Annotated in this window: 30 protein-coding genes; 24 read left to right on the top strand and 6 right to left on the bottom strand. The window is 42.9% G+C overall.

The annotated features are described in order from the left end of the window. The first annotated feature begins 1 nt into the window (after nucleotide 1). From ACI35L_RS03025 to ACI35L_RS02985, 9 genes are all read left to right on the top strand, one after another. A complete protein-coding gene (locus ACI35L_RS03025) occupies nucleotides 2-754 on the top strand; it encodes a sugar phosphate nucleotidyltransferase (protein ID WP_049671811.1) in 753 nt (250 codons plus the stop codon). A 43-nt stretch (nucleotides 755-797) separates the two neighbouring features. Then, a complete protein-coding gene (locus tag ACI35L_RS03020) occupies nucleotides 798-1,559 on the top strand; it encodes a WecB/TagA/CpsF family glycosyltransferase (protein ID WP_049671810.1) in 762 nt (253 codons plus the stop codon). Between the two features lie 17 nt (nucleotides 1,560-1,576). Continuing rightward, complete coding sequence (locus ACI35L_RS03015; protein WP_049671809.1) at nucleotides 1,577-2,485, top strand: glycosyltransferase family 2 protein; 909 nt, start codon at nucleotides 1,577-1,579, stop codon at nucleotides 2,483-2,485. An 84-nt stretch (nucleotides 2,486-2,569) separates the two neighbouring features. Beyond that, the gene (locus tag ACI35L_RS03010; protein ID WP_053103771.1) at nucleotides 2,570-3,199 is read left to right on the top strand and encodes a CatB-related O-acetyltransferase; all 630 of its coding nucleotides are present in this window, start codon (nucleotides 2,570-2,572) and stop codon (nucleotides 3,197-3,199) included. Nucleotides 3,200-3,316: 117 nt separating this feature from the next. Then, nucleotides 3,317-3,598, top strand: a complete 282-nt coding sequence (locus ACI35L_RS03005) for a helix-turn-helix domain-containing protein (RefSeq protein ID WP_439802210.1) — start codon at nucleotides 3,317-3,319, stop codon at nucleotides 3,596-3,598. A 4-nt stretch (nucleotides 3,599-3,602) separates the two neighbouring features. Beyond that, complete coding sequence (locus ACI35L_RS03000; protein WP_439802209.1) at nucleotides 3,603-5,273, top strand: right-handed parallel beta-helix repeat-containing protein; 1,671 nt, start codon at nucleotides 3,603-3,605, stop codon at nucleotides 5,271-5,273. 96 nt (nucleotides 5,274-5,369) lie between these two features. Next, nucleotides 5,370-6,803, top strand: coding sequence for an O-antigen ligase family protein (locus ACI35L_RS02995; protein ID WP_439802208.1), 1,434 nt, complete (start codon nucleotides 5,370-5,372; stop codon nucleotides 6,801-6,803). Next, entirely contained in the window at nucleotides 6,800-7,969 is a 1,170-nt protein-coding gene (locus tag ACI35L_RS02990) for an NAD(P)-dependent oxidoreductase (protein WP_049671805.1), read from the top strand. Before ACI35L_RS02995 ends, ACI35L_RS02990 begins: the two co-directional genes overlap by 4 nt. A gap of 22 nt (nucleotides 7,970-7,991) precedes the next feature. Further along, nucleotides 7,992-9,125 (top strand): glycosyltransferase family 4 protein, encoded by a 1,134-nt coding sequence (locus tag ACI35L_RS02985; RefSeq protein WP_439802207.1) that lies wholly within the window; start codon nucleotides 7,992-7,994, stop codon nucleotides 9,123-9,125. Nucleotides 9,126-9,163: 38 nt separating this feature from the next. Here the strand turns inward: ACI35L_RS02985 and ACI35L_RS02980 are convergent, their stop codons facing one another. The 3 genes from ACI35L_RS02980 to ACI35L_RS02970 form a co-directional block, all read right to left on the bottom strand. Next, nucleotides 9,164-9,358, bottom strand: coding sequence for a DUF3813 domain-containing protein (locus ACI35L_RS02980; RefSeq protein WP_439802206.1), 195 nt, complete (start codon nucleotides 9,356-9,358; stop codon nucleotides 9,164-9,166). A gap of 2 nt (nucleotides 9,359-9,360) precedes the next feature. Beyond that, complete coding sequence (locus ACI35L_RS02975; protein ID WP_049671802.1) at nucleotides 9,361-9,498, bottom strand: hypothetical protein; 138 nt, start codon at nucleotides 9,496-9,498, stop codon at nucleotides 9,361-9,363. An 83-nt stretch (nucleotides 9,499-9,581) separates the two neighbouring features. Then, nucleotides 9,582-10,400 (bottom strand): Cof-type HAD-IIB family hydrolase, encoded by an 819-nt coding sequence (locus ACI35L_RS02970; protein ID WP_439802205.1) that lies wholly within the window; start codon nucleotides 10,398-10,400, stop codon nucleotides 9,582-9,584. A gap of 141 nt (nucleotides 10,401-10,541) precedes the next feature. Between ACI35L_RS02970 and ACI35L_RS02965 the strand changes: the two genes are divergently transcribed. From ACI35L_RS02965 to moaA, 4 genes are all read left to right on the top strand, one after another. Continuing rightward, nucleotides 10,542-11,291, top strand: coding sequence for a prolyl oligopeptidase family serine peptidase (locus ACI35L_RS02965; RefSeq protein WP_439802204.1), 750 nt, complete (start codon nucleotides 10,542-10,544; stop codon nucleotides 11,289-11,291). Nucleotides 11,292-11,367: 76 nt separating this feature from the next. Then, nucleotides 11,368-11,676, top strand: coding sequence for a metal-sulfur cluster assembly factor (locus ACI35L_RS02960; RefSeq protein ID WP_049671799.1), 309 nt, complete (start codon nucleotides 11,368-11,370; stop codon nucleotides 11,674-11,676). Nucleotides 11,677-11,773: 97 nt separating this feature from the next. Then, complete coding sequence (locus ACI35L_RS02955) at nucleotides 11,774-11,908, top strand: hypothetical protein (protein WP_269431793.1); 135 nt, start codon at nucleotides 11,774-11,776, stop codon at nucleotides 11,906-11,908. A 234-nt stretch (nucleotides 11,909-12,142) separates the two neighbouring features. Beyond that, the gene (gene moaA, locus ACI35L_RS02950; RefSeq protein WP_439802203.1) at nucleotides 12,143-13,150 is read left to right on the top strand and encodes a GTP 3',8-cyclase MoaA; all 1,008 of its coding nucleotides are present in this window, start codon (nucleotides 12,143-12,145) and stop codon (nucleotides 13,148-13,150) included. A 32-nt stretch (nucleotides 13,151-13,182) separates the two neighbouring features. Here the strand turns inward: moaA and ACI35L_RS02945 are convergent, their stop codons facing one another. Then, nucleotides 13,183-13,833 (bottom strand): MOSC domain-containing protein, encoded by a 651-nt coding sequence (locus ACI35L_RS02945; RefSeq protein WP_049671797.1) that lies wholly within the window; start codon nucleotides 13,831-13,833, stop codon nucleotides 13,183-13,185. 100 nt (nucleotides 13,834-13,933) lie between these two features. Here ACI35L_RS02945 and ACI35L_RS02940 point away from each other — a divergent pair, with 100 nt between their 5' ends. From ACI35L_RS02940 to ACI35L_RS02905, 8 genes are all read left to right on the top strand, one after another. Continuing rightward, the gene (locus ACI35L_RS02940) at nucleotides 13,934-15,196 is read left to right on the top strand and encodes a molybdopterin molybdotransferase MoeA (protein WP_049671796.1); all 1,263 of its coding nucleotides are present in this window, start codon (nucleotides 13,934-13,936) and stop codon (nucleotides 15,194-15,196) included. After that, on the top strand, nucleotides 15,184-15,723 hold the full coding sequence (mobB, locus tag ACI35L_RS02935) for a molybdopterin-guanine dinucleotide biosynthesis protein B (protein ID WP_439802202.1): 540 nt from the start codon (nucleotides 15,184-15,186) through the stop codon (nucleotides 15,721-15,723). The genes ACI35L_RS02940 and mobB overlap by 13 nt, the downstream gene beginning before the upstream one ends. A gap of 306 nt (nucleotides 15,724-16,029) precedes the next feature. Beyond that, nucleotides 16,030-17,067, top strand: a complete 1,038-nt coding sequence (gene argC, locus ACI35L_RS02930) for an N-acetyl-gamma-glutamyl-phosphate reductase (protein WP_439802201.1) — start codon at nucleotides 16,030-16,032, stop codon at nucleotides 17,065-17,067. 26 nt (nucleotides 17,068-17,093) lie between these two features. Beyond that, the gene (argJ, locus tag ACI35L_RS02925; RefSeq protein WP_049671793.1) at nucleotides 17,094-18,320 is read left to right on the top strand and encodes a bifunctional ornithine acetyltransferase/N-acetylglutamate synthase; all 1,227 of its coding nucleotides are present in this window, start codon (nucleotides 17,094-17,096) and stop codon (nucleotides 18,318-18,320) included. Nucleotides 18,321-18,333: 13 nt separating this feature from the next. Beyond that, nucleotides 18,334-19,089, top strand: a complete 756-nt coding sequence (gene argB / locus ACI35L_RS02920; protein WP_049671792.1) for an acetylglutamate kinase — start codon at nucleotides 18,334-18,336, stop codon at nucleotides 19,087-19,089. Between the two features lie 17 nt (nucleotides 19,090-19,106). Continuing rightward, nucleotides 19,107-20,261 (top strand): acetylornithine transaminase, encoded by a 1,155-nt coding sequence (locus tag ACI35L_RS02915; RefSeq protein ID WP_049671791.1) that lies wholly within the window; start codon nucleotides 19,107-19,109, stop codon nucleotides 20,259-20,261. 52 nt (nucleotides 20,262-20,313) lie between these two features. Further along, nucleotides 20,314-21,273, top strand: coding sequence for an ornithine carbamoyltransferase (argF, locus tag ACI35L_RS02910; protein ID WP_049673000.1), 960 nt, complete (start codon nucleotides 20,314-20,316; stop codon nucleotides 21,271-21,273). Between the two features lie 45 nt (nucleotides 21,274-21,318). Next, entirely contained in the window at nucleotides 21,319-21,498 is a 180-nt protein-coding gene (locus tag ACI35L_RS02905; protein ID WP_049671790.1) for a YjzC family protein, read from the top strand. A 69-nt stretch (nucleotides 21,499-21,567) separates the two neighbouring features. Here ACI35L_RS02905 and ACI35L_RS02900 read toward each other — a convergent pair whose 3' ends face one another. After that, nucleotides 21,568-21,756, bottom strand: a complete 189-nt coding sequence (locus tag ACI35L_RS02900) for a YjzD family protein (protein WP_049671789.1) — start codon at nucleotides 21,754-21,756, stop codon at nucleotides 21,568-21,570. Between the two features lie 222 nt (nucleotides 21,757-21,978). On the opposite strand from ACI35L_RS02900, the gene ACI35L_RS02895 reads away from it, so the two are divergent. The 3 genes from ACI35L_RS02895 to ACI35L_RS02885 all read left to right on the top strand — a co-directional run bounded on the left by ACI35L_RS02895 (nucleotide 21,979) and on the right by ACI35L_RS02885 (nucleotide 23,799). Then, entirely contained in the window at nucleotides 21,979-22,701 is a 723-nt protein-coding gene (locus ACI35L_RS02895) for a hydrolase (protein WP_439802200.1), read from the top strand. A gap of 58 nt (nucleotides 22,702-22,759) precedes the next feature. Continuing rightward, entirely contained in the window at nucleotides 22,760-23,533 is a 774-nt protein-coding gene (locus ACI35L_RS02890; RefSeq protein WP_049671787.1) for a hypothetical protein, read from the top strand. A gap of 77 nt (nucleotides 23,534-23,610) precedes the next feature. Then, nucleotides 23,611-23,799, top strand: coding sequence for a ComZ family protein (locus ACI35L_RS02885; RefSeq protein WP_439802199.1), 189 nt, complete (start codon nucleotides 23,611-23,613; stop codon nucleotides 23,797-23,799). Between the two features lie 3 nt (nucleotides 23,800-23,802). Here ACI35L_RS02885 and ACI35L_RS02880 read toward each other — a convergent pair. Beyond that, nucleotides 23,803-24,006: hypothetical protein (locus tag ACI35L_RS02880; protein WP_439802198.1), on the bottom strand; the 204-nt coding region annotated here is incomplete at its 5' end.

Raw genomic sequence — 24,006 nt, 5'->3', positions numbered from 1 at the left:
TATGAAAGGTGTAATACTTGCAGGAGGCACGGGTTCACGGTTGTATCCATTGACAAAGGTTACGAATAAGCATCTTCTTCCGATTGGAAAATATCCAATGATTTATCATTCGGTTTATAAGCTTAAGGAAGCTGGAATTGAAGATATCCTGATTGTCACGGGCCGAGATCATATGGGGGATGTTGTTGATCTCCTTGGAAGCGGGTATGAATTCGGGGTCCACTTTACGTATAAGGTTCAAGATCGTCCTGGCGGTATAGCGGAGGCCTTAGGGCTCGCCCGTGATTTCACAGGGTTGGAGAAAATGGTTGTTATTCTAGGAGACAATGTATTTACCGATACGATTAAGGGATATGTCGAAAGCTTTGAGAAGCAAGCAATAGGGGCAAAGATTCTCGTTAAAGAGGTAGAGAATCCGAAGCGATTTGGTGTTCCTGACATATATGATGGACGAATTTTGACTATTGAAGAGAAGCCTGCTGTTCCGAAATCACGATATGCGGTTACAGGTATTTATATGTATGATGCTTCTGTTTATGGCATCATTGATCAAATTCAGCCTTCAGCGAGGGGAGAATTGGAAATAACGGATGTCAATAATCAATATATTCACAATGGGTTGCTGACATATGACGTTCTTTACGGCGATTGGACAGATGCTGGTACTCATTCCTCCTATGCACACGCAAATATAGTTGCACAAAATATTGATTTCAGCAAATTGTTTGTAAAAGAGGCAACGTTAATGAAATGAGAAGGAGTATCCCGAGCAATCTAGGAATAAGGAGAGGTAGCGAATGCCGAAAAGTCAATTGGGCAATGTAGCCATGGATGTTGTCAGTGGAGCGGAGAGCTTGGCATCTCTGCAGAAAAGCTTGATCAACAGAAAGAAAACGGCTGTCTATTTTCTCAATGCCCATTGCTATAATATCGCGCAAAAGGATGAGGAGTACCGCAATGTAATCAATATGGCTGACCTTTTACTCAATGATGGGGTTGGAATTAAGATGGGCGCCAGATTATTTGGTGTTCAGCTGAAGGAAAATTTAAATGGGACAGATTTCATTCCTGAATTGCTGCAATTAGCAGCAGAAAAGGGCTTTACGGCTTATTTGCTTGGGGCAGGACCTGGAGTGGCTGGCAAAGCGGCTGAGCATTTGCAGAGAGCCATTCCTGGTTTGCGAATTGTCGGCTATCGGAGCGGTTATTTCAGCAAGGAAGAGAATGATGCGGTAGTCCATGAGATCAATCGGTTAAAGCCAGACATCTTAATTGTTGGCAGAGGAGTCCCGATTCAGGAGAAATGGATTTCAGATAATAAAGAATCTCTGAATGCCACTATCATTCTGGGTGTCGGTGCCTACATTGATTTTGCTTCAGGCAGAATCCCGCGCGCACCGCAAATAATCAGGAAACTGAGGCTGGAATGGGTCTATCGCCTGCTGCTAGAGCCTAAGCGGATGTGGAGAAGATACTTAGTTGGCAACTTCCAATTTTTCTATTATGTAATAAAGAACAAGAATTTGTTTAATCGAAAAGCTGAGGTTCAAGGTCCATAAGGGGAGGATTAAGTAGTATGCAGCCGAAGGTCTGTACGATAATCGTCAATTATAACGGAACGGAAGATACAATTGCCTGTCTTGAATCGTTAAGCAAGGCAACCTACTCCAACCATACCGCAGTTATTGTGGATAATGCCTCGAAGGAAACCAGCAGTCTAAAAAACTATGTTGAGGATGCAGGATTTCATTTTTTCGGGCTGAAGGAAAATGGGGGATTTGCTGCCGGCAATAATAATGGCATCCGCTATGCACTTGAGTGTATAGCGGATATTGATTACTTTTTGCTCCTCAATAATGATACAGAGGTTGATCCGCATTTCATTGAGCCATTAGTGGAGGAATGTGAGAAGGATCCCCAAGTAGGAGCTTGCGGGTCCCATATTAACTATTATGCCAATCGGGATGAGACTTGGTTTGGGGGAGGAGATATCAAGTGGCTGACAGGACGAGTCTTGCATAAAACCCGTGAACGAGGCAAGGGGGAGCCGAGTGATGAGAACTTCCTGACAGGATGTGTGTTTTTATTTCCGGTTTCTATGCTGGATAAAGCGGGATTTCTGGATGAGGATTATTTTCTCTACTATGAAGATGCCGCATACAGTCTGGAGATTCGTAAAGCAGGCTATCGTTTAAGATATGTTCCGCAATCACTTGTCTATCATAAGGTTTCAGCGACAACTGGCTATCGGTCGCCGCTCTCAAACTACTATGGTACGAGGAATAATCTGTTGTTTATGTCCCTTTATGCGAAAAAACCAGTATTCCTCATGTTCCTTCTGTATTTTTTCGTGAAGAATACCGTGAAATATATTTGGTATATCGGAAAAGGAAAGCAGTTCAAACGGGTGAGCCTAGCTATCAAAAAAGCATTTTATGATTTTGCGACTGCTGTAAGCGGAAAGCGTGAATACCCATTTATGTAACGAAGGTTATCCGGTATAAAGGAGGAGCTTATTATCAAGTATTTAAATGGTCTCATTCCTCATGCTCTTAAGAGGGGAATTAGAGTGCACGCATTTAAGAAAAGTAATAAGTCGGTATTTATTGGACCTTATGTGGAGGTTGATCCAGCGACAACGAAGGTTGGGAAGAATTGTGCCTTGAATTTTTATACGAGAATCTCGAATTCAGATGTGGGTGATTACACGTATTTCTCGGCAAACTGTCATGTTATGTATGCCAGTATAGGTTCGTTTTGTTCTATCGGACCTGGTACCATGATTGGGCTAGGCAGCCATCCTATAGACTTTGTTGCCACTTCTCCTATTTTCTATTCCACTTCTAAGGTTGTTAATAACATCAACTGGGTGGACCGAGACTATTATGAAGAATTCGCGCAAGTGAAAATGGGGGATAATGTTTGGCTGGGAGCCAATGTATACGTTATGAACGGTATTGAAATAGGCGAAGGCGCTATATGTGCAGCTGGTTCCGTCGTTACGAGGGATGTCCCTCCATATGCCATTGTGGGGGGAGTACCGGCAAAAGTAATTAAATACCGTTTCGATGAACAAACCATTGAACAGCTTCTCCAATTGGGACTTTTCAAGAAAAGTGAAGAATGGCTGAAGAAACATTTGTGTGGAGCTATTACTCCTGCAGACCTGCTGGAAAGTAAGATCGCAATGGAGGCATAATTGAAAATTTAACAAGGGTAAGAGAGAGGAAAGTCATCTAAGGCAAAAAGCCCTAGATAAGGAGGAGCGATGTTTGGAAAGAGACTAAAGGAGTTGAGAGAGGAGAGGGGGCTCTCTTTGTCAGAATTGGCTGCAAGGTCAGGAGTAGCAAAATCTTATTTAAGCAATATCGAGCGAGATAAGATGACCAACCCGAGTCTTGAAATACTGACGAAAATTGCTGGTGTTCTTGATATTACTCCACAGGTTTTAATATCGATGAATAAGGATGTCGAAAAAGATAATGAACAAACCGATCTTGAAAGGCTCGCTCTTAAGGAGGGAATCAATCAAGCTCAGCTGAAAGAATACAGTGATTTAATAGAATTTATTAAATGGCGATCGAGTAAAAAGGAGTAAACCAATGATTCCAATAATCATGCAAGTCCGCTTGACTTCTCTTTTGAAGGACACAAAATTTTGGCTGGCAATCTTGATTTTTATGGGACTCCTTTCTGTACTTGCTATTAAATTGAAGCCGGCTGATGAGCCGACAGTTCTGCCTTCTATTCGTAAGCCGGTTGAAGAAGTATTAGCTAAGACCATTGATCTTCAGAGTGAGATTGATCAAGCGAGTATCAATGGCGGCGGCATTGTAGCTGTTCCAAAGGGCATGTATGTGGTAGATGAACCTATTATTTTGAAGTCGAATGTTCATCTGAAGGGTGCAGGGATGGGTGAATCGATCCTTCGTTTAAATTTGGAGAAAAGCAAAGGGAGCGAAGATGATTCATCTATATTAATGACAGAGCCAAATGCTCAGAATATCCAGATTAGTGATCTCACATTTGATGGAGAGAAAGACAAGCGCAGAGCACAAATCAATGATTCATATTCACATACTCTTATTCTTCAATTTGTTGATACATTCGAAATCAGCCGAGTAGAAGTTCTTCGGTCGCCAAGTGCTTCCATCATGCTCTTCAATTCAAAAAATGGCACAGTGAAGGACTCAAAGATTGTAGATGGAGGTTCTAATGGAATTATTGGCTTGCAGAAAACAGAAAATGTTCAAATCATCCAGAATGAAATTGATCATACGGATCATCAAAATGGGATATTCATCAGCTATCAGGAAGGAAAGTCAAGCCGGAATGTCATCATTGAAGATAATGTGGTTAAGGATGCAGGAGATTTTGGCATTGAAGTTGGTCATTTAGTTGAGGATGGCGATGAGCAGCATGTCAATATTACGGTAAGGAATAACGAGGTAATCGGTTCACGGAATGCAGGGGTGGCGTTTCGAACAGTCAGTGATGGGGTGATTGAGAATAATATCATAAGAGGGTATGGAAAGACCGGCGGATACGGTGGAGACGGCATATTTGTGGAAGGATGGAAGAACCAATCTGCCAATGTAAAAGTTGTTAATAATGTCGTCGAGCAAACCTATAAAACTGGAGAGGCAAATGCCATTTATGTCACTGGCATGAATAATACGACCATAGAAAACAATGAAATCACTGGCAGCAGGGGGAAGGGGTTATTTATTCAGGCCTCTGTCATTGGTGAAGAAACAGGCGACTTTCCAGAAGGAATTCGCTATTACAATTATCTAACCATTCAAGGAAATAAGATTTCTAACGGAAGAATGGAGGGAATCCATCTACAGGGATATAAGGCAGAAGGCATAGTCGTAAAAAGCAATGAAATCAATCATAATCTTTCCGCAGGATTAGTTATTGCTAATTTAGATGTCATGAGCAGAGGTCTCGAGGTTAAAGACAACCTTATTAAGGATAACGGATTGGCTGGAATTGATCTATACAGCCAAGAGGATTTCACCCTTGAAGGGAATCAGCTGATTGGGAATGGACAGAAATCAAAGGATAGGAAAAATCGTTCTGCAATCATTCTGTTCAATGTCGGCAATGGCCTGCTTAAACAAAATACATATGAAGACAGCCAAAAGGTTCCGACACAGAAATATTATTTGCACATTGCTGAAACGACTGGACAGGTAAACCAGCAAGGAGCTGTATTTGTTGGGGTGACACCAGCATTAAGTGATGCAACGGGTGATTATGTTGAGTAAGAATCATGTCAATCTGTCTTTTTGAAGAGCAGCCTGTGAAGAAACCCACGAATGACCAAAAAAAATCCCTGTGAAGAAGTCGAAAGGAGAGGAAGCGTGAATAGTCTGCTTTGGAGTAATCAAAACCGGCAATATGTTCAAACGGCAATCGCAGCCATCTTAGCTTTGGCGGTGGGGGCGTTCGCCGCCCTCCCGCTTGCCTATCTTCCTATCATCTTAATCATTATTGCCGTTATCTTTTTCTTTCCTTTAACTGTAGAAAGAGTCTTTCTTTTTATTGCACTAAGTATCTTTATTGATCGTTCATTTATTACCTTCCAAGGCTCTTATATACGAATCTTTCAAATATTGTTCTTAGCGCTCTTTCTTAAATTTACGATAGAGTTCCTGCTTTCTAAAAGGGAACTATATAAGACTCCCTTATTTATCCTGATTAATCTGTGGGTATTCAGCTACTTCTTCAGTATAGGACATTTGATCAGCGTGGGAGATTTTTGGGAATCAGTCGTTGGTCAGCTATTTTTGAATCTGTTTTATTTCATATCTGTTCAATGTATTTACAATAAAGGTCTTGATTTCTTTGATAAAGCTTTGAAGTACACATTGGTATCCGGAATTATTGTAACAGCTGTCGGGATACTGCAATGGATTGGCTTCTTTTTGGGATTTGAATTCGGATTGAGTCATTATGAGGAAATCGGCATTCCGCGTCCATCATCCTTTGCCCATGAGCCCGACTGGTATGGCTTATTTGCAGGATATACCGCTGTCTGGTTTGTGGTGATGTATTTAAGCAGGAATACGCGCTTATTTCCGCCGATGTTTATCCTGATTGGCATGTTCATGAGTTTCATAGGTGTGTTCATCAGTATGGCGAGGGCAAGTATTCTTTCCTTGGCGGTCGCCGTAATTGCCATCTTTATCATTACGAAGAATATGAGGGCAATTAAGCTCTTTGCTTCCTCTGCAGTCATTTTGATTTTGTCAGCTATCATGCTTTTTATCGTGAACCAAGGAATCTTTATGAAGGTCTATGACCGCTTTCATCCAAGCACAAGCCTTGAGACAGACCAAGGGGCTGCAGATAGCCGTTTTGCCTCCATCCAGTTAATGCTGGATTATATCCCGAAGCACCCTATTGTCGGCAATGGGAGCGGCGGGATGGCTGAATTGTCCATGAGGGATGATATCAGACAGGAATATATATATGGAGGAGAGCTCAATGCAGGTAAGGGGAATGCAAATTTATTCTTGACGGTCTTGTTTGATACCGGAATAATCGGGCTTGCCATCTTCCTTTTGATTCTTGGAAGAATCACCTGGATGATTCTTTCGGTTTATGATAAATCCAATTTTATTCCTCTCGGATTCTTGGCAGCCAGTCTGTTTATACTCGTAGATTTTAATTTTAATAATGGATTTAGAATGGGATTTGTCTGGTTTCATGCAGCATTAATTACAAGCTACTTCCTTTTGATAAGAAAAGAAAAACAAACTCTAAAGTCTATACCGAGGGGAGAACGGTCATGATAAAGATCAAACAAAGAGTGGGGATAATCGGGAGCGGTTTTATTGGAAAAGGATTAGTGAAGGCATTAAACCTGTGCCAAGATTTAGAGGTTGTTAAAGTCATGACAAGAACCAGGCTGGATAGGCGGGGCGACTTTCCTTATCCTCATTTATTAACAAATTCCATCGAGGATTGTATTGAACACTCAGATATTATTGTTGAATGCACGGGAGATGTGTTATTCGGAACAGAAATGATTGCAAAGGTAATGGAGGCCGGTCTTCCGGTTGTGACCATGAATACAGAGCTTCAGGTAACGACTGGCTCGTACTTTGCTGGAAAAGGATTTATTACAGAAGCGGAAGGAGACCAGCCTGGGTGCATTGCTGCCTTGCGTGAGAATGCTCTGCAAATGGGGTTTGAACCGCTTGTGTATGGAAATATTAAGGGATTCTTAAATCCTAACCCATCCTTTGAAGATATGCTTTATTGGTCGAAGAGAAATAAGATTAGCCTTGAGATGGTCACCTCCTTTACGGACGGAACAAAAGTCGAATTTGAGCAGACTCTGGTAGCGAATGCCTTTCAAACAAAGCTTCTGCCAAGCGGGATCAGTGGAATAGCTGCTGAGGATTTACTAGCTGGAGCTAATGTATTGGCTATGAGGGCGGAAGAATTCGGTTATCCAATCAGTGATTACGTTCTTTCTGCTAAAGCGCCTGCTGGGGTGTTTGTAACAGCAAGACATCTTGATGGCGAAGGGCAAAGGGATGCTCTTCACTATATGAAGCTTGGGGAAGGACCGTACTATACATTGATTATGCCGTTTCATTTATGCCATCTGGAAGTCGTCAAGACAATCAGGCGAGTAATAGAAAGAAAAGAGATTTTATTGAATAATACAAGCGCCCCTTCTTATAGCATGGGAGCGGTGGCAAAGAAAGACCTTGCTGCAGGAACGCCGATTAAGCGTGGAATTGGAAGCTTTGAAGTTAGAGGGAGAGCAGTGAAGATTAACGATAAGCCTAACCATATCCCGATTGGACTGCTTGATCTGGCTACTATAATCAGACCGGTTGAAGAAGGGGAGATGCTGACATTTGCTGATGTCGATATTCCAGATAGTCTCGCCTATAGAGCATGGATGTCAACGAAGGAGCAAGCCCTTATGCCTCAGGGAATTTAATTAAAGATAGAGGAAGTGAATCATGAGAATTCTTCATGTAATCAGGCAATACAAGCCGGTAATTGGCGGGATGGAAAATTTCGTGGAAAACTTAGCTGTTCACTTGAAGGAAAAAGGCATTGAATCAGAGGTATTAACGTTAAATGCTGATTTCTCCAATGGAGAAAGATTCCCGGAGGCCGAAATCATCAATGGCATAGCGGTAAGGAGAATCCCCTATTTTGGATCTCGGCGCTATCCTATTGCTTTATCGGCTGTTAACTACTTATCAGAATTTGATTTAATTCATATACATGGCGTTGATTTCCTGCTGGATTATCTAGCTGGCTTGAAGCTGATTCATAAAAAGCCCATGATTTTATCTACACATGGAGGTTTCTTTCACACGAAAAAATTCTATTTATATAAGAAACTCCATTTCCATACCTTCACAAAGATGAGTCTGAGGAACATGAGCTGGATTGTGGCAGACAGTGAGCCTGATTATGAAACATTTAAGCCGATTTCACCCGAGCGAATTGAGTTAATCGAGAATGGAATTAACTTCGACCACTATCATACGGTTGCACAGGAAAAGGGAAGAAAGAACCGCTTTATCTTTGTCGGCAGATTTTCTAAAAATAAGCGGATTGATAAGCTGCTTGATCTGGTTGCCCGCTTAAAAACAGAATTTCCAGATGTTCATCTATCGGTTGTTGGAAGGGACTATGATCATTTGAAGGGGGAATTCCTGAACTTGATTGAGCGTTATGATATTGGACATCATGTGACCATCTGTGAGGCTCTATCAGAGGAGGATCTATTAAAGGAAATGGCCGAGGCAGCCTATTTTATTTCAGCTTCTGAGTATGAAGGATTCGGTCTATCTTCTTTAGAAGCTATGGCTGGTGGACGTACAGCCTTCCTGAGCCAGATTCCTTCCTTCAAAAAGATGGTATCAGATGGGAAGAATGGTTATTTGGTTGATTTTGAGGATATGGATTCAGCGGCAGAGAAGATTAAGCAAGTTCTTCGGAGCGGGGCGCATGATTCTGTCAGGTTCGCAGGTGTAGAGACAGCTAGACAACATTCATGGGGAGCTATTGTGGATAAATTCATCAGCATGTATGAGATGGTTCAAAATGAGGAGACAGCACCTGTATCGAAGGTGAAGTGAAGAAAAGGGACGCAAGGAAATTTCCTTGCGCCCTTTCTTTATTGAATGCTGTTTTCCAGGGAATCAAGCAGATCTTGCATTTGATGAAGCTGCGCTTGTTCAGCAATAGTGGAATTGGCAAATGCTGAGGAAAGTTCATTCCTTGCCTTTGCAATCAATTCCGGCTGGCTTCCATTGCTGTTATAGGCTAGTTCAACGGCTTTCTTTGCACGACCAAATAATTCATTCCGCATAATTAAAGCCCCGCAAAGGTATTCTGATTTTTGGATTCAGCTTCTGCCATCGTTAAACGATACGGAAACTTCTCGCTATGCTTAGCGACGGCATCCTTCCCTTGCTGGACAAAGCGTTTGGATTTATTTCTTTTTCCCATGAGAAATACCTCCTGCATTCAATGTTTGACAGAGGACAATTCCTCCGTCCTTTACTATCATGTCCAGGAAGAATTTTTGTTAGTCATGCACTTTTAATATTGAATTTATCTTCAAGGAATACAGCAATTCCGTCTTCCTCATTCGTTAAGGTAATATGGTTAGCGACTGATTTCAATTGTTCAATCCCATTGCCCATAGCCACACCAGTTCCTGCATAATCAATCATTTCCAGGTCATTATCTTCATCGCCAAAAGCAATGATGCGTTGCTTTGGAATGCCTAAATCCTTGGCTACCTTGTCGATGCCGACAGCTTTACTTAATCCGTTCCTGACAATCTCAATGACATGCCATGGATCAGCCCAGCGTCTGTGGTCAATGACTTCTGCGTGAACATCAGATAGATGCTTTCGGATTTGTTTGACATCCTCCTCCTCTGTGTGTATTAGCATGGATGTTGGCGAATCCTGCAGGAAGCGGCGGAGGTCACCAGTTGTGACGCTTGGATTGCCCATCTTGAAGACATCAAGTAATTTCTCATCATGATAATGGAAATAAACATCGTCCTTCACTTCAGCTATAATATTGAAGTAACGGTAGTGATCCAATGCTTCAACAATGTCCTTTGCTACCTTAATATCCAGTGGCGTATGGTGCATTCCCCATGACTTGGATAGGGGATGGTGGACAAATGCCCCGTTAAAGTTCACGATAGGAGTCGTCATGCCAACCTCGCGGTAGTATGGTTCACTTGAGCGGAACGGTCTTCCGGTTGCAATCATGACTTCATGGCCGTTGTTCTTTAAGGTTTGGAGCACGTTTTTGGTTCTTGGTGAAATCGTTTTATCATCTTTTAAGAGTGTGCCGTCTAAATCCAGCACAATTAAATGTTTTTCTGACATATGGCTCTCCTTTGAATCATCTGAATTTTTAAGGGTATATCATTACCATCATGTGTAATATCTTATATAATCATATCAAGTATAGCCGAATAATGGTATTTATTGATTTGTAAAATATATGTAAAGAGGTGGAGAAGCACAATGATTCAAATAGAGAAAGTAACGGTAGAAGATGTTCCAATGCTGATCATCGGCAAGCAGGATTTGAAGAATATCCCGCTGCCAGGGTTTATTTTTCTACATGGATTCATGAGCGCGAAAGAGCATAATCTTCATTATGCTTATCTCCTTGCTGAGCGTGGGTTCAGAGTGTTTCTTCCAGATGCGATTATGCATGGGGAAAGAGGGGGAGACTATTCAGAAGAGGTGATGTCTAAATCTTTCTGGAAGATTATTCTATCGTCTATTAAAGAATTACCGAAAATTAAGCACTATATAACGGAGTATGGTTATGTGATTCATGATCGAATTGCGCTTGGAGGAACATCTATGGGGGCAATCACAACCTTTGGGGCTCTTACACAATATGAGTGGATTAAGGCAGCTGTCAGCATGATGGGGACTCCTGCTTACCAAGATTTTACCCATGGGATGCTGAAACAAGGGATAGAAGGAATCAGCGAGGCGGAGGTTAAGGAAACCTTGGATGCTTTAACCAAATATGATTTATCCTTGCAGCCTGAAAAGCTGAATGGAAGACCGTTATTTATTTGGCACGGCGAGAAGGACCCGGTTGTCCCGATAGCTGGCATACGCACCTTCCTCGAAAGTCAGGCTCGGCATTTTAAGGATGAGCAGGTTACATATGTGACAGATGAGCAAGCAGGCCATGCGGTTACAAGAAAAGGCTTGCTTGAGGCTGTAAACTGGATTGAAGAAAAGGTCATATAAGGTTCAAAAAATAGCCACTGAACATGAATTTTGGTAGGATTAGGACAAAGAGGTGCAAGGAAAGGAGCTAAAATTAATGGATCAAGATATGAAAGATAGCATTATGGGTGCTTTAGAGGATGTATTAGACCCTGAATTGGGAATTGATATAGTAAATCTTGGACTTGTGTATGATGTTGATATGGATGAGGAAGGCAATACGACTGTCACGATGACTTTGACGGCGATGGGCTGTCCGCTTGCTGGCACAATTGTCGATCAAGTGAAATATGCATTGAAAGATCTTCCTGAAGTGAAGGACGTGGACGTGAATATTGTATGGACGCCTGCCTGGACTAAGGATCGGATGTCCCGTTATGCGAAAATTGCTCTTGGCATTCAGTAAGAGCATATCCTTTATAAAATGATTTTCACCTTTTTGGGAATGATAGTATATAAAGAGTTTGTCTCTTTGAATATTGTCCAGCCAGGGAGGAAAAATCATGAACAATTATCAAATTGCAAAGCTAAATGATCATCAAGTGCAGAAATTGAATGAATATCAAAAGCAATTCAGCGAGGAACTTGGGAAGGATATTATCCTGATTGCTCATAATGATGACCATAATGAAAAGTAACTGTCCAGAGAGCCGGTGGGATGACCATCCGGCTTTTTTTAATGAAATGAAATGGAATGGACTTAACTAATTCCCTCTGGCATAAAGGATAGGAAGAGGATTAGTCACATAAGAAAAAGGGTATGTATCATAAATTAAGGGATTCAAAAATATGACTCTATTGGTAATTATTTATACATAATCAAGGTGTAAGGTAGGATGAAAGAGAGATCGCGATGAATAGGGGGGAGACAAATGAATAATGAACAAATAACAGATATGCTTGACAGGCCCCTCAGGGACTTAAGGATTTCGGTCATTGACCGATGCAATTTGAGGTGCCAATACTGCATGCCTGCTGATCAGGAGTATACCTTCCTTCCAAAGGAAGAGCTCTTAACATTTGAAGAAATAGAACGAACAGCCTCTGTTTTTGCTGAGCTCGGGGTAAAGAAGATTCGCTTGACTGGAGGAGAGCCGCTTCTTAGAAGAGATTTACCTGTACTGGTAAATATGCTGTCCAGTATCAAAGGGATAGAGGATATTGCTTTGACGACGAATGGAATCCTGCTTCCAAAGCAGGCGAAAGCCCTTAAGGAAGCGGGGGTTAACAGGGTCAATATTAGTTTGGACAGTATAAATGAATCTTTATTTAAGCTGATAAATGGAAGAGGAATAGGGACAAAACCTGTTGTAGATGGGATTCGGGCTGCTAAGGAGGCCGGCTTTGAGACGAAGGTGAACATGGTTGTCAAAAAAGGAATGAATGATGACCAGATTATCCCGATGGCAGAATTTTGCAGAGAAGAGGGTGTGCAGCTTCGTTACATAGAATTCATGGATGTCGGCACGACTAATGACTGGAAGATGGATGAGGTTATTACGAAGAAGGATATCTTTGTCCTATTGAATGAGCGGTTTGAACTTGAGCCGCTAGACCCGGATTACTTTGGTGAAGTAGCGAAGAAATACCGTTATAAGGATACGAATACCCTAGTTGGATTTATTACCTCCGTTTCAGAATCATTCTGCGGCAGTTGCACGAGGGCAAGATTATCAGCAAATGGTCATGTATATACATGCTTATTCAGTGAGGCTGGCCATGATATAAGAGACCTGCTGCGCAGTTCGAGTGAGAATGAACTTTTACGCGAACGAATTGTATCGATTTGGAACCATCGTCATGACCGTTATTCTGACCAGAGAACCGAAGCTGCATCTAAGCTGCGAAAGAAAATTGAAATGTCCTATATTGGCGGATGAAAAAAAGCACCCATTTTCCTGGGTGCTCATCTTCATGTGAGGCTTGCTAGTTTCTTCGTCAGCTGTTTGCTCCAGGAGGCTGATAATGCCTCCTCGTTTAAAAGCCGCTTAATTTGTTCAGAAGGGGTATCATCTCCATACATAATGGTGTTTGCTGAAGCAACAGTAATCCCGCCTTTGCCCCTTTCTTTAAGAATGGCGCTGTCACCTGCTTGAAGGCTGCCTTCTTTCAATACGCGGAAATAATAACCGGAATAGCCTGTCTGCCTAATCCACACAGGCAGCTGAACGAGATTGTGCCTTGCAGCGATTTTATAGCAAGGTTCCCGCGGCTGGGATACTTGCAGAATGCATTCCCCGATAGAGAGAATATCGCCAATCATGATTGAATCCTCTCTGAGACCGCTGACTGTTAAATTTTCTCCAAAGGAGCCAAAAGGGAAGGCTTGGCCAATCTTTTCGGTAAAAAATGCATAGTTTTCCGCTGCATATGCACAAACGGCTTTATCTGGGCCGCCATGATGCTTCGTATCGGCTTGAATGTCGCCATCTAGGTTCGTGAGGGTGACATAAATCGGTTCTGTGACTGCCTCTTTAAAGATGGCTGATTGTACGATCTTGCTGCGGTAGGGCAATGGTTTGGGCGTACCAATGCGCACGCTTTCGATATGGCCTTCTAGCATGATGAATCCCGCCTTTCATGTATAAGATTGATTATAGCAGGATATTGTAAATTTCAAAATATTGGTTGATAGATAGAATGAAAATGAGGTGGAAAGAAAGATGGAGATGAGGAAACCGATACCGGTAGGGGAAGCTGTTCAAAGAGTTATGGAGCATGCGCTGATTGGACAGGATGAATTACTGCCTATACATACTTGCTTTAATGAAACACTCGCACAAGATATAACCGCAACTCATGATGTACCTTATTTTGATCGCTCCCCATATGACGGGTTTGCTATACGTTCGAGGGATACACTTCATGCATCAAGGGATTTCCCGGTTGAATTTGAAGTGATCGAAGAGATTGGTGCTGGTATGGTTGCGACAAGAAAGCTTGAGGATAACCAAGCTGTCAGAATCATGACAGGCGCTCAAATGCCGGCAGAGGCAGACGCTGTTATCATGCTTGAGCTCGTTCGTGAAATAAAACGGGACGGCAGGAACTTCATCCAGATCAAGCGTAAGGTGAAAGAGGGAGAGAATGTATCGTTTAAGGGGGAGGATGCGAGGAAGGGAGAGTTGCTCGTAAAGAAGGGAACAAAGTTGAACCCGGGAATTAAGGCGGTTTTAGCGACATTTGGCTATACGAAGGTCCCCGTGGCGAAGAAGCCTGTTATCGGTCTTTTTGCAACGGGAACGGAGCTGCTTGATGTGGGTGAGGAACTGCAGCCAGGAAAGATACGAAACAGCAATTCCTATATGCTGGCTGACCAGATTAAGAGAGCTGGAGGGGATGTGAAATTTTTCGGTATCTTGCCTGACGATCTTGAAGGGAGCTATTCGGCTATAAGTGATGCTTTGGATAAAGTGGATCTGCTGATTACGACTGGCGGGGTTTCGGTTGGTGATTATGATTATATGCCCGATATTTATCATCGCCTTGGGGCGCGTGTTCTGTTTAATAAGGTTGCCATGAGGCCGGGCAGCGTGACAACTGTTGCAGCCATGGGAGGGAAAATCCTCTTCGGCTTATCCGGGAATCCCTCAGCAAGCTATGTTGGTTTTGAATTATTTGTCAGGCCAATCATCCGCACAATGCTCCACTCACCAAATCCCCACCTTAAGAGAGTGAGCGCTGTACTCGGTGAGGATTTCACAAAGGCAAACCCCTTTACCCGCTTTGTCAGGAGTCGTACTTATTACGAGGATGGCCGGCTTTGTGTCGTTCCGAGTGGAAAGGATAAGTCCAATATGGTGATGAGCTTAGTTACTGCCAATTCTTTTGCCATTCTCCCCGGCGGGACAAGAGGGTATCAAAAGGGGGAAGAGGTGGATATTCTCTTGCTTGAGGATGAAGAAGGGAGTGCATGGCCTTGGTAGCACCTGTTTGGCAAGTGGTCGGCTATCAAAATAGCGGTAAAACGACATTTATTCTTTCAATGATTGCTTATTTAAAAGAAAAAGGAATAGAGACAGCCGTGCTTAAGCATCATGGCCATGGTGGTAAGCCTGATTCAACTGCATGGAAGGATTCCGATAAGCACTTCCATGCAGGAGCGGCAGCAGCACTAGTGGAAGGAGAAGGATTCATCCATCTGCAAGGTCGGATGGATGAGGAATCCTTTTTGCATAAAAATCTAGCCTTATTAATGGTCTTTAATCCGGAAATTATTATCTTAGAGGGATATAAGAAGGCACCGTACCCTAAGATTGTGCTGATTCGTGAGGAAGAGGATCTGTCTTTATTAGAGGAATTAACGAATTGTCAGGCAGTACTTCTTTGGCCTGAAGTAAACAAGAACCATGAATGGATTCCCTTTGACGTGGCAGTTTTTTCATTAGAGGAGAATATGCAGATCTTTGAATGGTTGATGGGAAAAATGAAATTAAATCACGAAAGGATATGAGCGTTTACCGCCCGAAAGAACTGGGCGGTGCGCTTTTTTATTTATGTTCCTGATGATTTATTTTTAGGAGATACATAGGGATGGAAAAGGGAATAAATGTATAAAATGATATTTCGCAGTTTGTTAGAAAGGATAAACGAATTGCGTGTATGAATCTGATTGTTTGGAATATGAATTGTTCAAAGAATCTTAGGGGGATTATTCTGTTTAAAATATTATAAAAATACATTTGATTTTATAATTATACATAACTATAATAAATAGATATTACTGAATTTTAAAAAATTGTTAAGAGGTGGAATATAAATGAATGTCTCTGTTGTTGGTGCGACTGGCTATAGCGGAATGGAATTGATTCGGCTTTTGGCAAATCATCCTTCCTTTTCTTTATCAGGTGTATATTCCTCTTCGACAGCCGGTTCAAGGCTAGACTCAGAGAACAAGCAATTGCACGGCTTAACACAGCTAATATTGAAGGTGTACGATGCCGATGAGATTGCAAATACAAGCGATCTCGTATTCTTGGCTTTGCCAAGCGGAATTGCAAAGAAATTGGTACCTGGATTATATGAGAAAAATCTGAAGATCATTGACTTGTCGGGGGATTTAAGACTAAAGGGACAAGGTGAATATGAGAAATGGTATAAACAGCCGGCTGCTAAAGCGGAATATGTGCAGGAAGCTGTTTATGGATTGTCAGAGTGGAACCGACAGGAAATCGCAAATGCCAGGCTGATCGCTAATCCAGGCTGCTATTCAACCGCTTCCCTTCTAGCACTTGCACCCCTGGCAGCCAATGGATTGATTGAATCGAGCGACATCATTATCGATGCTAAGTCAGGTATATCAGGGGCAGGGAAAAAGAGTACGGATACGACTCATTATGCTCAGACAAATGAGAACCTATCGATATATAAAGTCCATAAACATCAGCATATCCCAGAAATTGAACAGCAACTGAGGCATTGGGATGCTTCCCTTGAACCGGTCATGTTTACGACTCATCTTGTCCCGATGACAAGAGGAATCATGGCAACCATACATGCAAAGGTAAAAAAGGGTGTGACAGCAAGCAAAATTGAAAGGACTCTAGTGGATCACTATGGAGACGAACCTTTCATTCGGCTGAGAGGGGATAATCAATTCCCATCAACCAAGGAAGTGTATGGCACGAACTACTGTGATATCGGCTTTCGAATGGATGAAAGGACTGGCAGAGTCACACTTGTATCTGTGATTGACAATCTTGTTAAAGGGGCTGCGGGTCAAGCGGTCCATAATGCAAATATCATGATGGGACTTGAGGAGACTGAGGGTCTGCGCTTAGTTCCAGTGTTCCCGTAAAGAGAATGATGGAGAGGAAGGTATGTATGAATGCAGAGGTGAAGGAGTTAATGAAAGCAATCGACGGCGGTATCTTGGCACCGAAGGGATTTTGGGCAGAAGGAATTCATGCTGGGCTTCGCTATTCACACAATGATTTAGGAATTCTTTATTCAGAGAGGCCGGCACAGGCAGCAGCGGTATATACATTGAACTCTTATCAGGCAGCGCCAATCCATGTTACGAAGGAGAGCATTGCAAAAAACGGTACCCTGCAAGCATTGGTTGTGAACAGTGCCTGTGCAAATGCATGTACTGGAGAACGCGGATTAAAGGACGCCGAAACGATGCGGGCAGCAGTTGCTGATAAGTTCGGCTTAACCCCCTATGATGTAGCTGTCGCATCAACGGGAGTGATTGGTCAATTCCTCGAGATTGAGAAGATTACAGCCGGTATTAAAGAGATTGAACTCACAAAGGAATCGTCCGGCGGGGAAGGTTTTGAAAAGGCAATCTTGACGACAGATACTTGTACGAAAAAGTGTGCGTTTGAAGCCGTTATCGATGGAGTGACTGTTTCCATGGGAGGGGCGGCTAAAGGCTCTGGTATGATTCATCCCAATATGGCAACAATGCTTGGGTTTGTGACCACGGATGCTAAGGTTGAGCAGAAATCACTTGAACGTGCGTTAAGGAAGGTGACCGATATCTCCTTTAACCAGATTACCGTTGACGGAGATACCTCCACAAATGACATGGTTCTAGTTATGGCTAACGGTGCCGCCGGAAATGAGCTGTTGAATGAAAACCATCCTGATTGGCTTATCTTTATGACCTTGCTGAAGGAGACATGTGAATGTCTCGCAAAGAAAATAGCTCGTGATGGAGAGGGTGCGACGAAATTAGTGGAGGTTCATGTGACTGGTGCAGAAACTGACCTAGAAGCAAAGACCATCGCCAAGACAGTGATTGCTTCTAATCTCGTTAAGACGGCCGTTTATGGTGCAGATGCAAACTGGGGAAGGATTGTTGGTGCAATGGGACGCAGCAATATCCCGTTTAATCAGGAAAGGGTTAGTATTTCCTTTGGTCCTGTTGAAGTCTTTCATCACGGTACTCCGGTCATTTTTGATGAGGAAAAGGCGCGTGATTATTTGCTTGGAGATGAAGTGCAGATTCTCATCCAATTGGCGGATGGACTTGGTGCAGGCAAGGCATGGGGCTGCGACTTGACCTATGATTATGTCAAAATCAATGCCAGCTATCGAACGTAGGGGAGACGGGCAGATGAAAACCATAGTAATTAAATGCGGCGGCAGCATCATTGGCCGCTTATCAGATCAATTCTTTGACAGTTTGGCTGAATTGCGAAGTGAAGGATATTCATTCGTGTTTGTTCACGGCGGAGGACCAGACATTAATGAGATGTTGGATAGGTTTGAAGTTCCTGTTCAATTTGAGAATGGTCTCAGGAAGACAACGAAGGAGACGCTGGAAATTGCCGAGCTGGTTCTAGCCGGCAAAACGAACCGGCAGTTAGTGCATATGCTTCAATCTCATGGTTTTAAAGCGGTTGGCTTAAATGGTTCGGATGGTGCGATTCTGGAGGCAGAGCATATTGATCAAGCGGCACTTGGAGAAGTTGGAAAAATCCGAAAAGTCGATACCACCCTGCTTGATGTTCTTTTGGCTAAAGAGGTGTATCCAGTTCTGACACCGATTTCCCTTAATCAAGACGGGGGGAAACTGAATGTAAATGCGGATACTGCTGCAGGAGCTGTTGCTGCGGCGCTCCATGCAGAGCTGTGTATATTTATTACAGATGTAGCCGGGATAAGAAATGGTCCCAGCACGATTGACCATATAACGGAGGCGGAGATTCATCAATTAATTGATACAGGCACGATTTATGGGGGCATGATTCCCAAGGTGAACGCCGCCATACAGGCGAAGCAAGAAGGAGCCTCAACCATTCTCATAACGAGTGGAGTATCCCGTTTCTTTTCGAATAAAGAGTGGAAGGGTACGTTTCTTGGGGCCTAAAGAAAGGGTGGAAAGCATTGTCATCATTACTTCCGGTATATAAAAAATGGGGAATTACCCCGGTTAAGGCCAAAGGGACTTGGCTTTCAGCAGAGGATGGAAAGGACTATCTGGATTTCACCTCGGGTATTGGAGTAGTCAATCTCGGTCATGGTCATGAGGAGGTCATGATGGAGGTTCAAGCACAGCTAGCGCGCTTTTGGCATACCTCCAATCTATTTCAGCTTCCTATTCAAGAGGAAACTGCGTCCCTATTGGCTCAGTTGAGCGGACTTGACAAGGTATTCTTCTGCAACAGTGGTACAGAAGCAAATGAGGCAGCACTGAAGCTTGCTAGAAGAGCAACAGGGAAAACAACTATAATCACGTGCAGCCAATCCTTTCATGGAAGAACATTTGGAGCGATGGCAGCGACTGGACAGAGTTCCATTCATAGTGGGTTTGGCCCCGTGCTAGAAGGGTTCAGCTATCTTCCATTTAATGATTTGGAGGCTTTCGAACAGGAGATAGATGAAGAAACAGCTGCAGTCATGGTAGAGGTAATTCAGGGAGAAGGCGGTGTTATTCCTGGAACAGAAGTATTTCTGTCAGGGTTGACCGAAATTTGCCAAAAGAACAATGCCCTCTTGATCATTGATGAGGTGCAAACGGGGAATGGACGGACCGGTTATCCATTTGCTTATTTGAAATATCCGAATGTGAAGCCTGATATCATCACGACGGCAAAGGGTCTTGGCAATGGACTGCCAATTGGCGCTGTTATCGCAAAGGCTGAACTAGAGGAGGCATTCTCACCGGGAGTTCATGGTTCAACCTTCGGGGGTAACCCCATATCTCTTGCTGCGAGCAAGGCTGTTCTCACAAAAATGAACGATGAAACCTTCCTGCAAGAGGTGAGAGAGAAATCAGCCTGGTTTATGGATAAATTGAAGGAGCTCGCTGAGCGTTCGCCGGCAATTAAAGAGGTTCGGGGAGAAGGCTTTATGATTGGTCTTGAGATGTATCATGAATCTGCTCCCTATATAATGAGCCTGCAGGAACAGCAATTATTAGTACTGACTGCTGGAGCAAATGTTGTGAGGCTGCTTCCGCCTTTGACCGTGACTAGGGAAGAATTATCAATCGCTTTAGAGAAAATAGAAGAAGTATGCGGGCTTAAAGTCTCTAACTAGAAATTCATGAATGGAAGCATAATTGGGAGAGGGGAAATGCAGGTTGAGAATTATGTATGGAATCAAACCAATCGTAAATCAGAAGGATTTTTTGGAAATGGGAGAGCTGACATGTGAACAGCTAGCAGACCTGCTGGACCTTGCGGAGGAATTGAAGGCCCGCATGCAGGCTGGATATTCCGATCTTCCTCTTAAAGGGAAGATACTCGGCATGATTTTTGAGAAGAACTCTACAAGAACACGGGTTTCTTTTGAAACCGGCATGCTTCAGCTTGGCGGAAGCGCTATTTTCTTAAGTGGTCATGATACACAGCTCGGACGGGGAGAGCCGATAAGTGATACTGCTCAAGTGTTATCAGAGTATGTAGATGGATTAATGATTCGAACACATGAACATGAGCGGGCCCAAGCTTTAGCTGAATTTGCAACTGTCCCTGTTATTAATGGATTGACCGATTTGGAGCATCCATGCCAAGCATTGGCAGATTTATTGACAATTAAGGAAATGAAGGGTGTGCTTTCCGGGGTAAAACTGGCTTATATTGGTGACGGGAATAATGTAGCGAACTCCTTGCTGGTTGCTGGTGCACTGGCCGGTATGCATATTGTCTGTGCGACTCCGCCTGGTTATGAGCCAGACGAGGAAGTGGTAGATAAGGCAAAAAGAGCGGCGAAAGGTACGGGAGCGAAAGTAGAGGTTATGCAAGACCCATATGAAGCTGCTCAAAATGCAGACGTGATTTATTGTGATGTCTGGACGAGCATGGGGCAGGAATTAGAAAATGAAAAAAGGCTGAAGGATTTCGCAGCCTACCAAGTCAATGAAGAGCTGACTGCTTGTGCGAAAGAGGATTATCTGTTTATGCATTGCCTGCCGGCCCATCGTGGTGAAGAGGTAACAGCCGCTATCATTGATTCAGGGCATTCTGTAGTTATGAAGCAGGCTGGCAACCGTCTGCATGCACAAAAAGCCTTGCTTGTTGATTTAATGGCAACGCCAAGGCAGGCATGAATAAATGGAAAATGGGGATTCTAGAAGAGAAAAGGAGGGATTTTCTTGGGACAGAATCGTCATTTTAAGCATGGACAGAAGGCGCCGAATAACGGTGAGTATATTGAGATCGGAGAAACAGGAAGCAATATTGTTAATCCGAAGAAAATTCGATTGAAGGCCGGAGATGCGTTTCCGGAGAACTCGAATCATAATAGACATTGGACATATGTCAGAAAGCCGTAAGGAAATGATATTACGGTAAGCAAAAAGGACAACCGAAGGGCTGTCCTTTTTGCTTATTGCGTTCATCCATTAATGATGCTCTTGTACAGGTTCATTTGGAATGATCGCCGCAACGATAAGAATCAAAACAGTGATGACGACAGCGAGAATAGATGCAGTGCTAAATACATATTCTCCACCTTCGACCATAGAGCTCGTTACGTACATGACCATATGTGTTAATGCAAATGTCCAGATAAATGTAAAAAGATATTTCAACTTGTTCACCCCGTTCATCTACAATCATTAATTATTCTATCATAGATCAAATAAGCTGGAAACTATTTCGTTAAGCTAATTTTTCCAAATATATATCCATTATCATTCCCCAAACACATGAAATTATGTATCCATCTACATAAGAGCAGGAAAGGGGGGAATGCCCGGACACCTTCCTGCACTTCTACATACATTATCAAAGTACCAATTAGTAAGGGGAAAATGATGATGAATCAAAAAACATTTCGATTTAATCATGAATGGACAACCATCTTTTACCCGGAACGGCCGAGCGGTTTTTCAATCCTGCTTGTAGGCGGGGAAAGACATTATATCCATGAAAAAACGAACTTTTGGATGGAGCATCCTGGTAAAAGACAAATGGTGGATCATCTTTTAGGGAAGGGGTACACCCTTTTTGCCACAAACCTCGGTGCCCATTGGGGAAAGGAAGGAGCCTCTGACACACTTGCTGAACTATATGCTCATTTCATCCGTCATGAAATTGTGAATGATAAAATTCATCTTCTGGCTGAAGGAACAGGTGCACTTCTTCTTGAAAGCCTCTGCGTGCTCCTTGATGGAAAGATACGCTCTATAGCGATGGTCGATCCGGAATTATCTTTGCTAAAGCGTTATGAAAAAGAAAAAGAAAATAAATTCTTTCATAAAAAATTTATGAAAGAAATAAGCCATGCATATAATATGGAAACCGCTGATGCGGCTAACTGGCTTAAAGGCAGGCATGACTGCCGAATTCCTGAAGAGATTCCTGTCCTGTTGATGCATGTGATAAATTCCTACGAAAAAAATCTAAAAGCACATTATCAGCATATCGCATCCACTCACCCGCATTTTGACATCAACTATATAACCCCTGAGAAGCGATACAGTATCCCATATCAAATGAATTCATTCTTTAAGAGGCATGAAAAACAATTATAAGAGAGCATAACCCCTGTTTCCCATGCATAATGTGTAGAAAACGGCAGGGGGTTTTACTATGCCAAGGAATATCGTTATGTCGCCATTTTCGTTTGTGGCCTTTGAGCTATGCTCGCAGCTGATGGAAGACGGTCAAGAAGTGATTGGTATTGAACCCTCTTTACCCTATTTAGATAAGGGGGTTAGAGAAGAAAAGGAATTATATATCGGCCGAAATGCCAATTTGCTCTTGTATTCAATAGAGGAATTTTCATTCAGTAAGGAAGAGGATTCTATTCTGTATGTATACCAAGAGGACATAAGCTTGCCTGATGTTGAGGAATTTTTGGAACTGAATAAGAAAAAGACCGGCAAGATTGTTTATATCACTGGTAATCACCAGCGGCCTCTCATAGATGTAATGAAGTGGTCTGAATCAAATGTTCAGATTCAGCTGCCAGATGTGTATGGACCATGGAGGGAGGAGGGTGTCTTTGAACAATGTCTTACGGGAGGCTCATTTCCTTTCGAAGAATATGAGAAGGCAGACCGGGGGGACCTCCTTTATATTGATGATGCGGTCATGAGTATTCTGGAGATTGCTGAATCGAAGAGCGGGAACTATCAGCTGAGGTCTGGTGTGGAAAATCATTGGTATGAGGTACTAAAGGAGCTTGGATACCATATTATCTATGACAGAGAACGGGAGATGCCGGGAAGGGCCTTCCCTTCCAATAAAGAAGAGGAGCAGGTTTATGTTGTGAATGCTCCCATAAAGCCGGAAAAGGGCGTAGAGATGCTGCGAAGGCATGTCAACCAAGTCAGGAAAAGGAGCCTATTTCGTCAGGGCTAACCATTGTATGCCAAATAAGAAAAATCCCCTTTCTCTTCTACATGAAAGGGGATTCAATTTGCTGAGGGGGCTGGGGGATGTCAAAAAGGAAGATAGATTACTTATCGATGGCCATGAAGCATTATCCGGAAATCAAGAAAAGAATGGCGGAGAGCACTCTCGATATTCACAAGAGAGATTTAATCCCCTTTATGGACATATTTACAAGTATCATGAATGATGCCTATGAAAAAGGCTTTAAGGATGGAAAGGCAGCCAGGAAATAAAGGCTATTTTGAAATAAACTTTGAAATAAAGGACGGAATTTTGCGCAAGACTGGTGATAGCTCAGATACGCTGTTGAGCAGGGTATCTGAGTGCTCCATTAGTTTAACAATATCGATTTGCTGATTGGATGATTGGGATGGCTTCGCTGAGGCTGTCTCTTTTTTATTGGGACGAGGACCGAACATGAGACGGTCTAAGCCATCACC

Origin of the sequence: Pradoshia sp., from assembly GCF_051873915.1 — a bacterium.
GTDB lineage: Bacteria > Bacillota > Bacilli > Bacillales > Pradoshiaceae > Pradoshia.
Note: the sequence above shows the minus strand (reverse complement) of the source record. Positions and strands in the feature narration are given on the sequence as shown.

What these genes read in the sequence shown, in the direction of transcription:
- ACI35L_RS03025 (WP_049671811.1), top strand. Translation starts at nt 2, where the DNA reads ATGAAAGGTGTAATACTTGCAGGAGGCACGGGTTCACGGTTGTATCCA.
- ACI35L_RS03020 (WP_049671810.1), top strand. Translation starts at nt 798, where the DNA reads ATGCCGAAAAGTCAATTGGGCAATGTAGCCATGGATGTTGTCAGTGGA.
- ACI35L_RS03015 (WP_049671809.1), top strand. Translation starts at nt 1,577, where the DNA reads ATGCAGCCGAAGGTCTGTACGATAATCGTCAATTATAACGGAACGGAA.
- ACI35L_RS03000 (WP_439802209.1), top strand. Translation starts at nt 3,603, where the DNA reads ATGATTCCAATAATCATGCAAGTCCGCTTGACTTCTCTTTTGAAGGAC.
- ACI35L_RS02990 (WP_049671805.1), top strand. Translation starts at nt 6,800, where the DNA reads ATGATAAAGATCAAACAAAGAGTGGGGATAATCGGGAGCGGTTTTATT.
- ACI35L_RS02985 (WP_439802207.1), top strand. Translation starts at nt 7,992, where the DNA reads ATGAGAATTCTTCATGTAATCAGGCAATACAAGCCGGTAATTGGCGGG.
- ACI35L_RS02980 (WP_439802206.1), bottom strand. Translation starts at nt 9,358, where the DNA reads ATGCGGAATGAATTATTTGGTCGTGCAAAGAAAGCCGTTGAACTAGCC.
- ACI35L_RS02975 (WP_049671802.1), bottom strand. Translation starts at nt 9,498, where the DNA reads ATGGGAAAAAGAAATAAATCCAAACGCTTTGTCCAGCAAGGGAAGGAT.
- ACI35L_RS02970 (WP_439802205.1), bottom strand. Translation starts at nt 10,400, where the DNA reads ATGTCAGAAAAACATTTAATTGTGCTGGATTTAGACGGCACACTCTTA.
- ACI35L_RS02965 (WP_439802204.1), top strand. Translation starts at nt 10,542, where the DNA reads ATGATTCAAATAGAGAAAGTAACGGTAGAAGATGTTCCAATGCTGATC.
- ACI35L_RS02960 (WP_049671799.1), top strand. Translation starts at nt 11,368, where the DNA reads ATGGATCAAGATATGAAAGATAGCATTATGGGTGCTTTAGAGGATGTA.
- ACI35L_RS02955 (WP_269431793.1), top strand. Translation starts at nt 11,774, where the DNA reads ATGAACAATTATCAAATTGCAAAGCTAAATGATCATCAAGTGCAGAAA.
- moaA (WP_439802203.1), top strand. Translation starts at nt 12,143, where the DNA reads ATGAATAATGAACAAATAACAGATATGCTTGACAGGCCCCTCAGGGAC.
- ACI35L_RS02945 (WP_049671797.1), bottom strand. Translation starts at nt 13,833, where the DNA reads ATGCTAGAAGGCCATATCGAAAGCGTGCGCATTGGTACGCCCAAACCA.
- ACI35L_RS02940 (WP_049671796.1), top strand. Translation starts at nt 13,934, where the DNA reads ATGGAGATGAGGAAACCGATACCGGTAGGGGAAGCTGTTCAAAGAGTT.
- mobB (WP_439802202.1), top strand. Translation starts at nt 15,184, where the DNA reads ATGGCCTTGGTAGCACCTGTTTGGCAAGTGGTCGGCTATCAAAATAGC.
- argC (WP_439802201.1), top strand. Translation starts at nt 16,030, where the DNA reads ATGAATGTCTCTGTTGTTGGTGCGACTGGCTATAGCGGAATGGAATTG.
- argJ (WP_049671793.1), top strand. Translation starts at nt 17,094, where the DNA reads ATGAATGCAGAGGTGAAGGAGTTAATGAAAGCAATCGACGGCGGTATC.
- argB (WP_049671792.1), top strand. Translation starts at nt 18,334, where the DNA reads ATGAAAACCATAGTAATTAAATGCGGCGGCAGCATCATTGGCCGCTTA.
- argF (WP_049673000.1), top strand. Translation starts at nt 20,314, where the DNA reads ATGTATGGAATCAAACCAATCGTAAATCAGAAGGATTTTTTGGAAATG.
- ACI35L_RS02895 (WP_439802200.1), top strand. Translation starts at nt 21,979, where the DNA reads ATGATGATGAATCAAAAAACATTTCGATTTAATCATGAATGGACAACC.
- ACI35L_RS02890 (WP_049671787.1), top strand. Translation starts at nt 22,760, where the DNA reads ATGCCAAGGAATATCGTTATGTCGCCATTTTCGTTTGTGGCCTTTGAG.
- ACI35L_RS02885 (WP_439802199.1), top strand. Translation starts at nt 23,611, where the DNA reads ATGTCAAAAAGGAAGATAGATTACTTATCGATGGCCATGAAGCATTAT.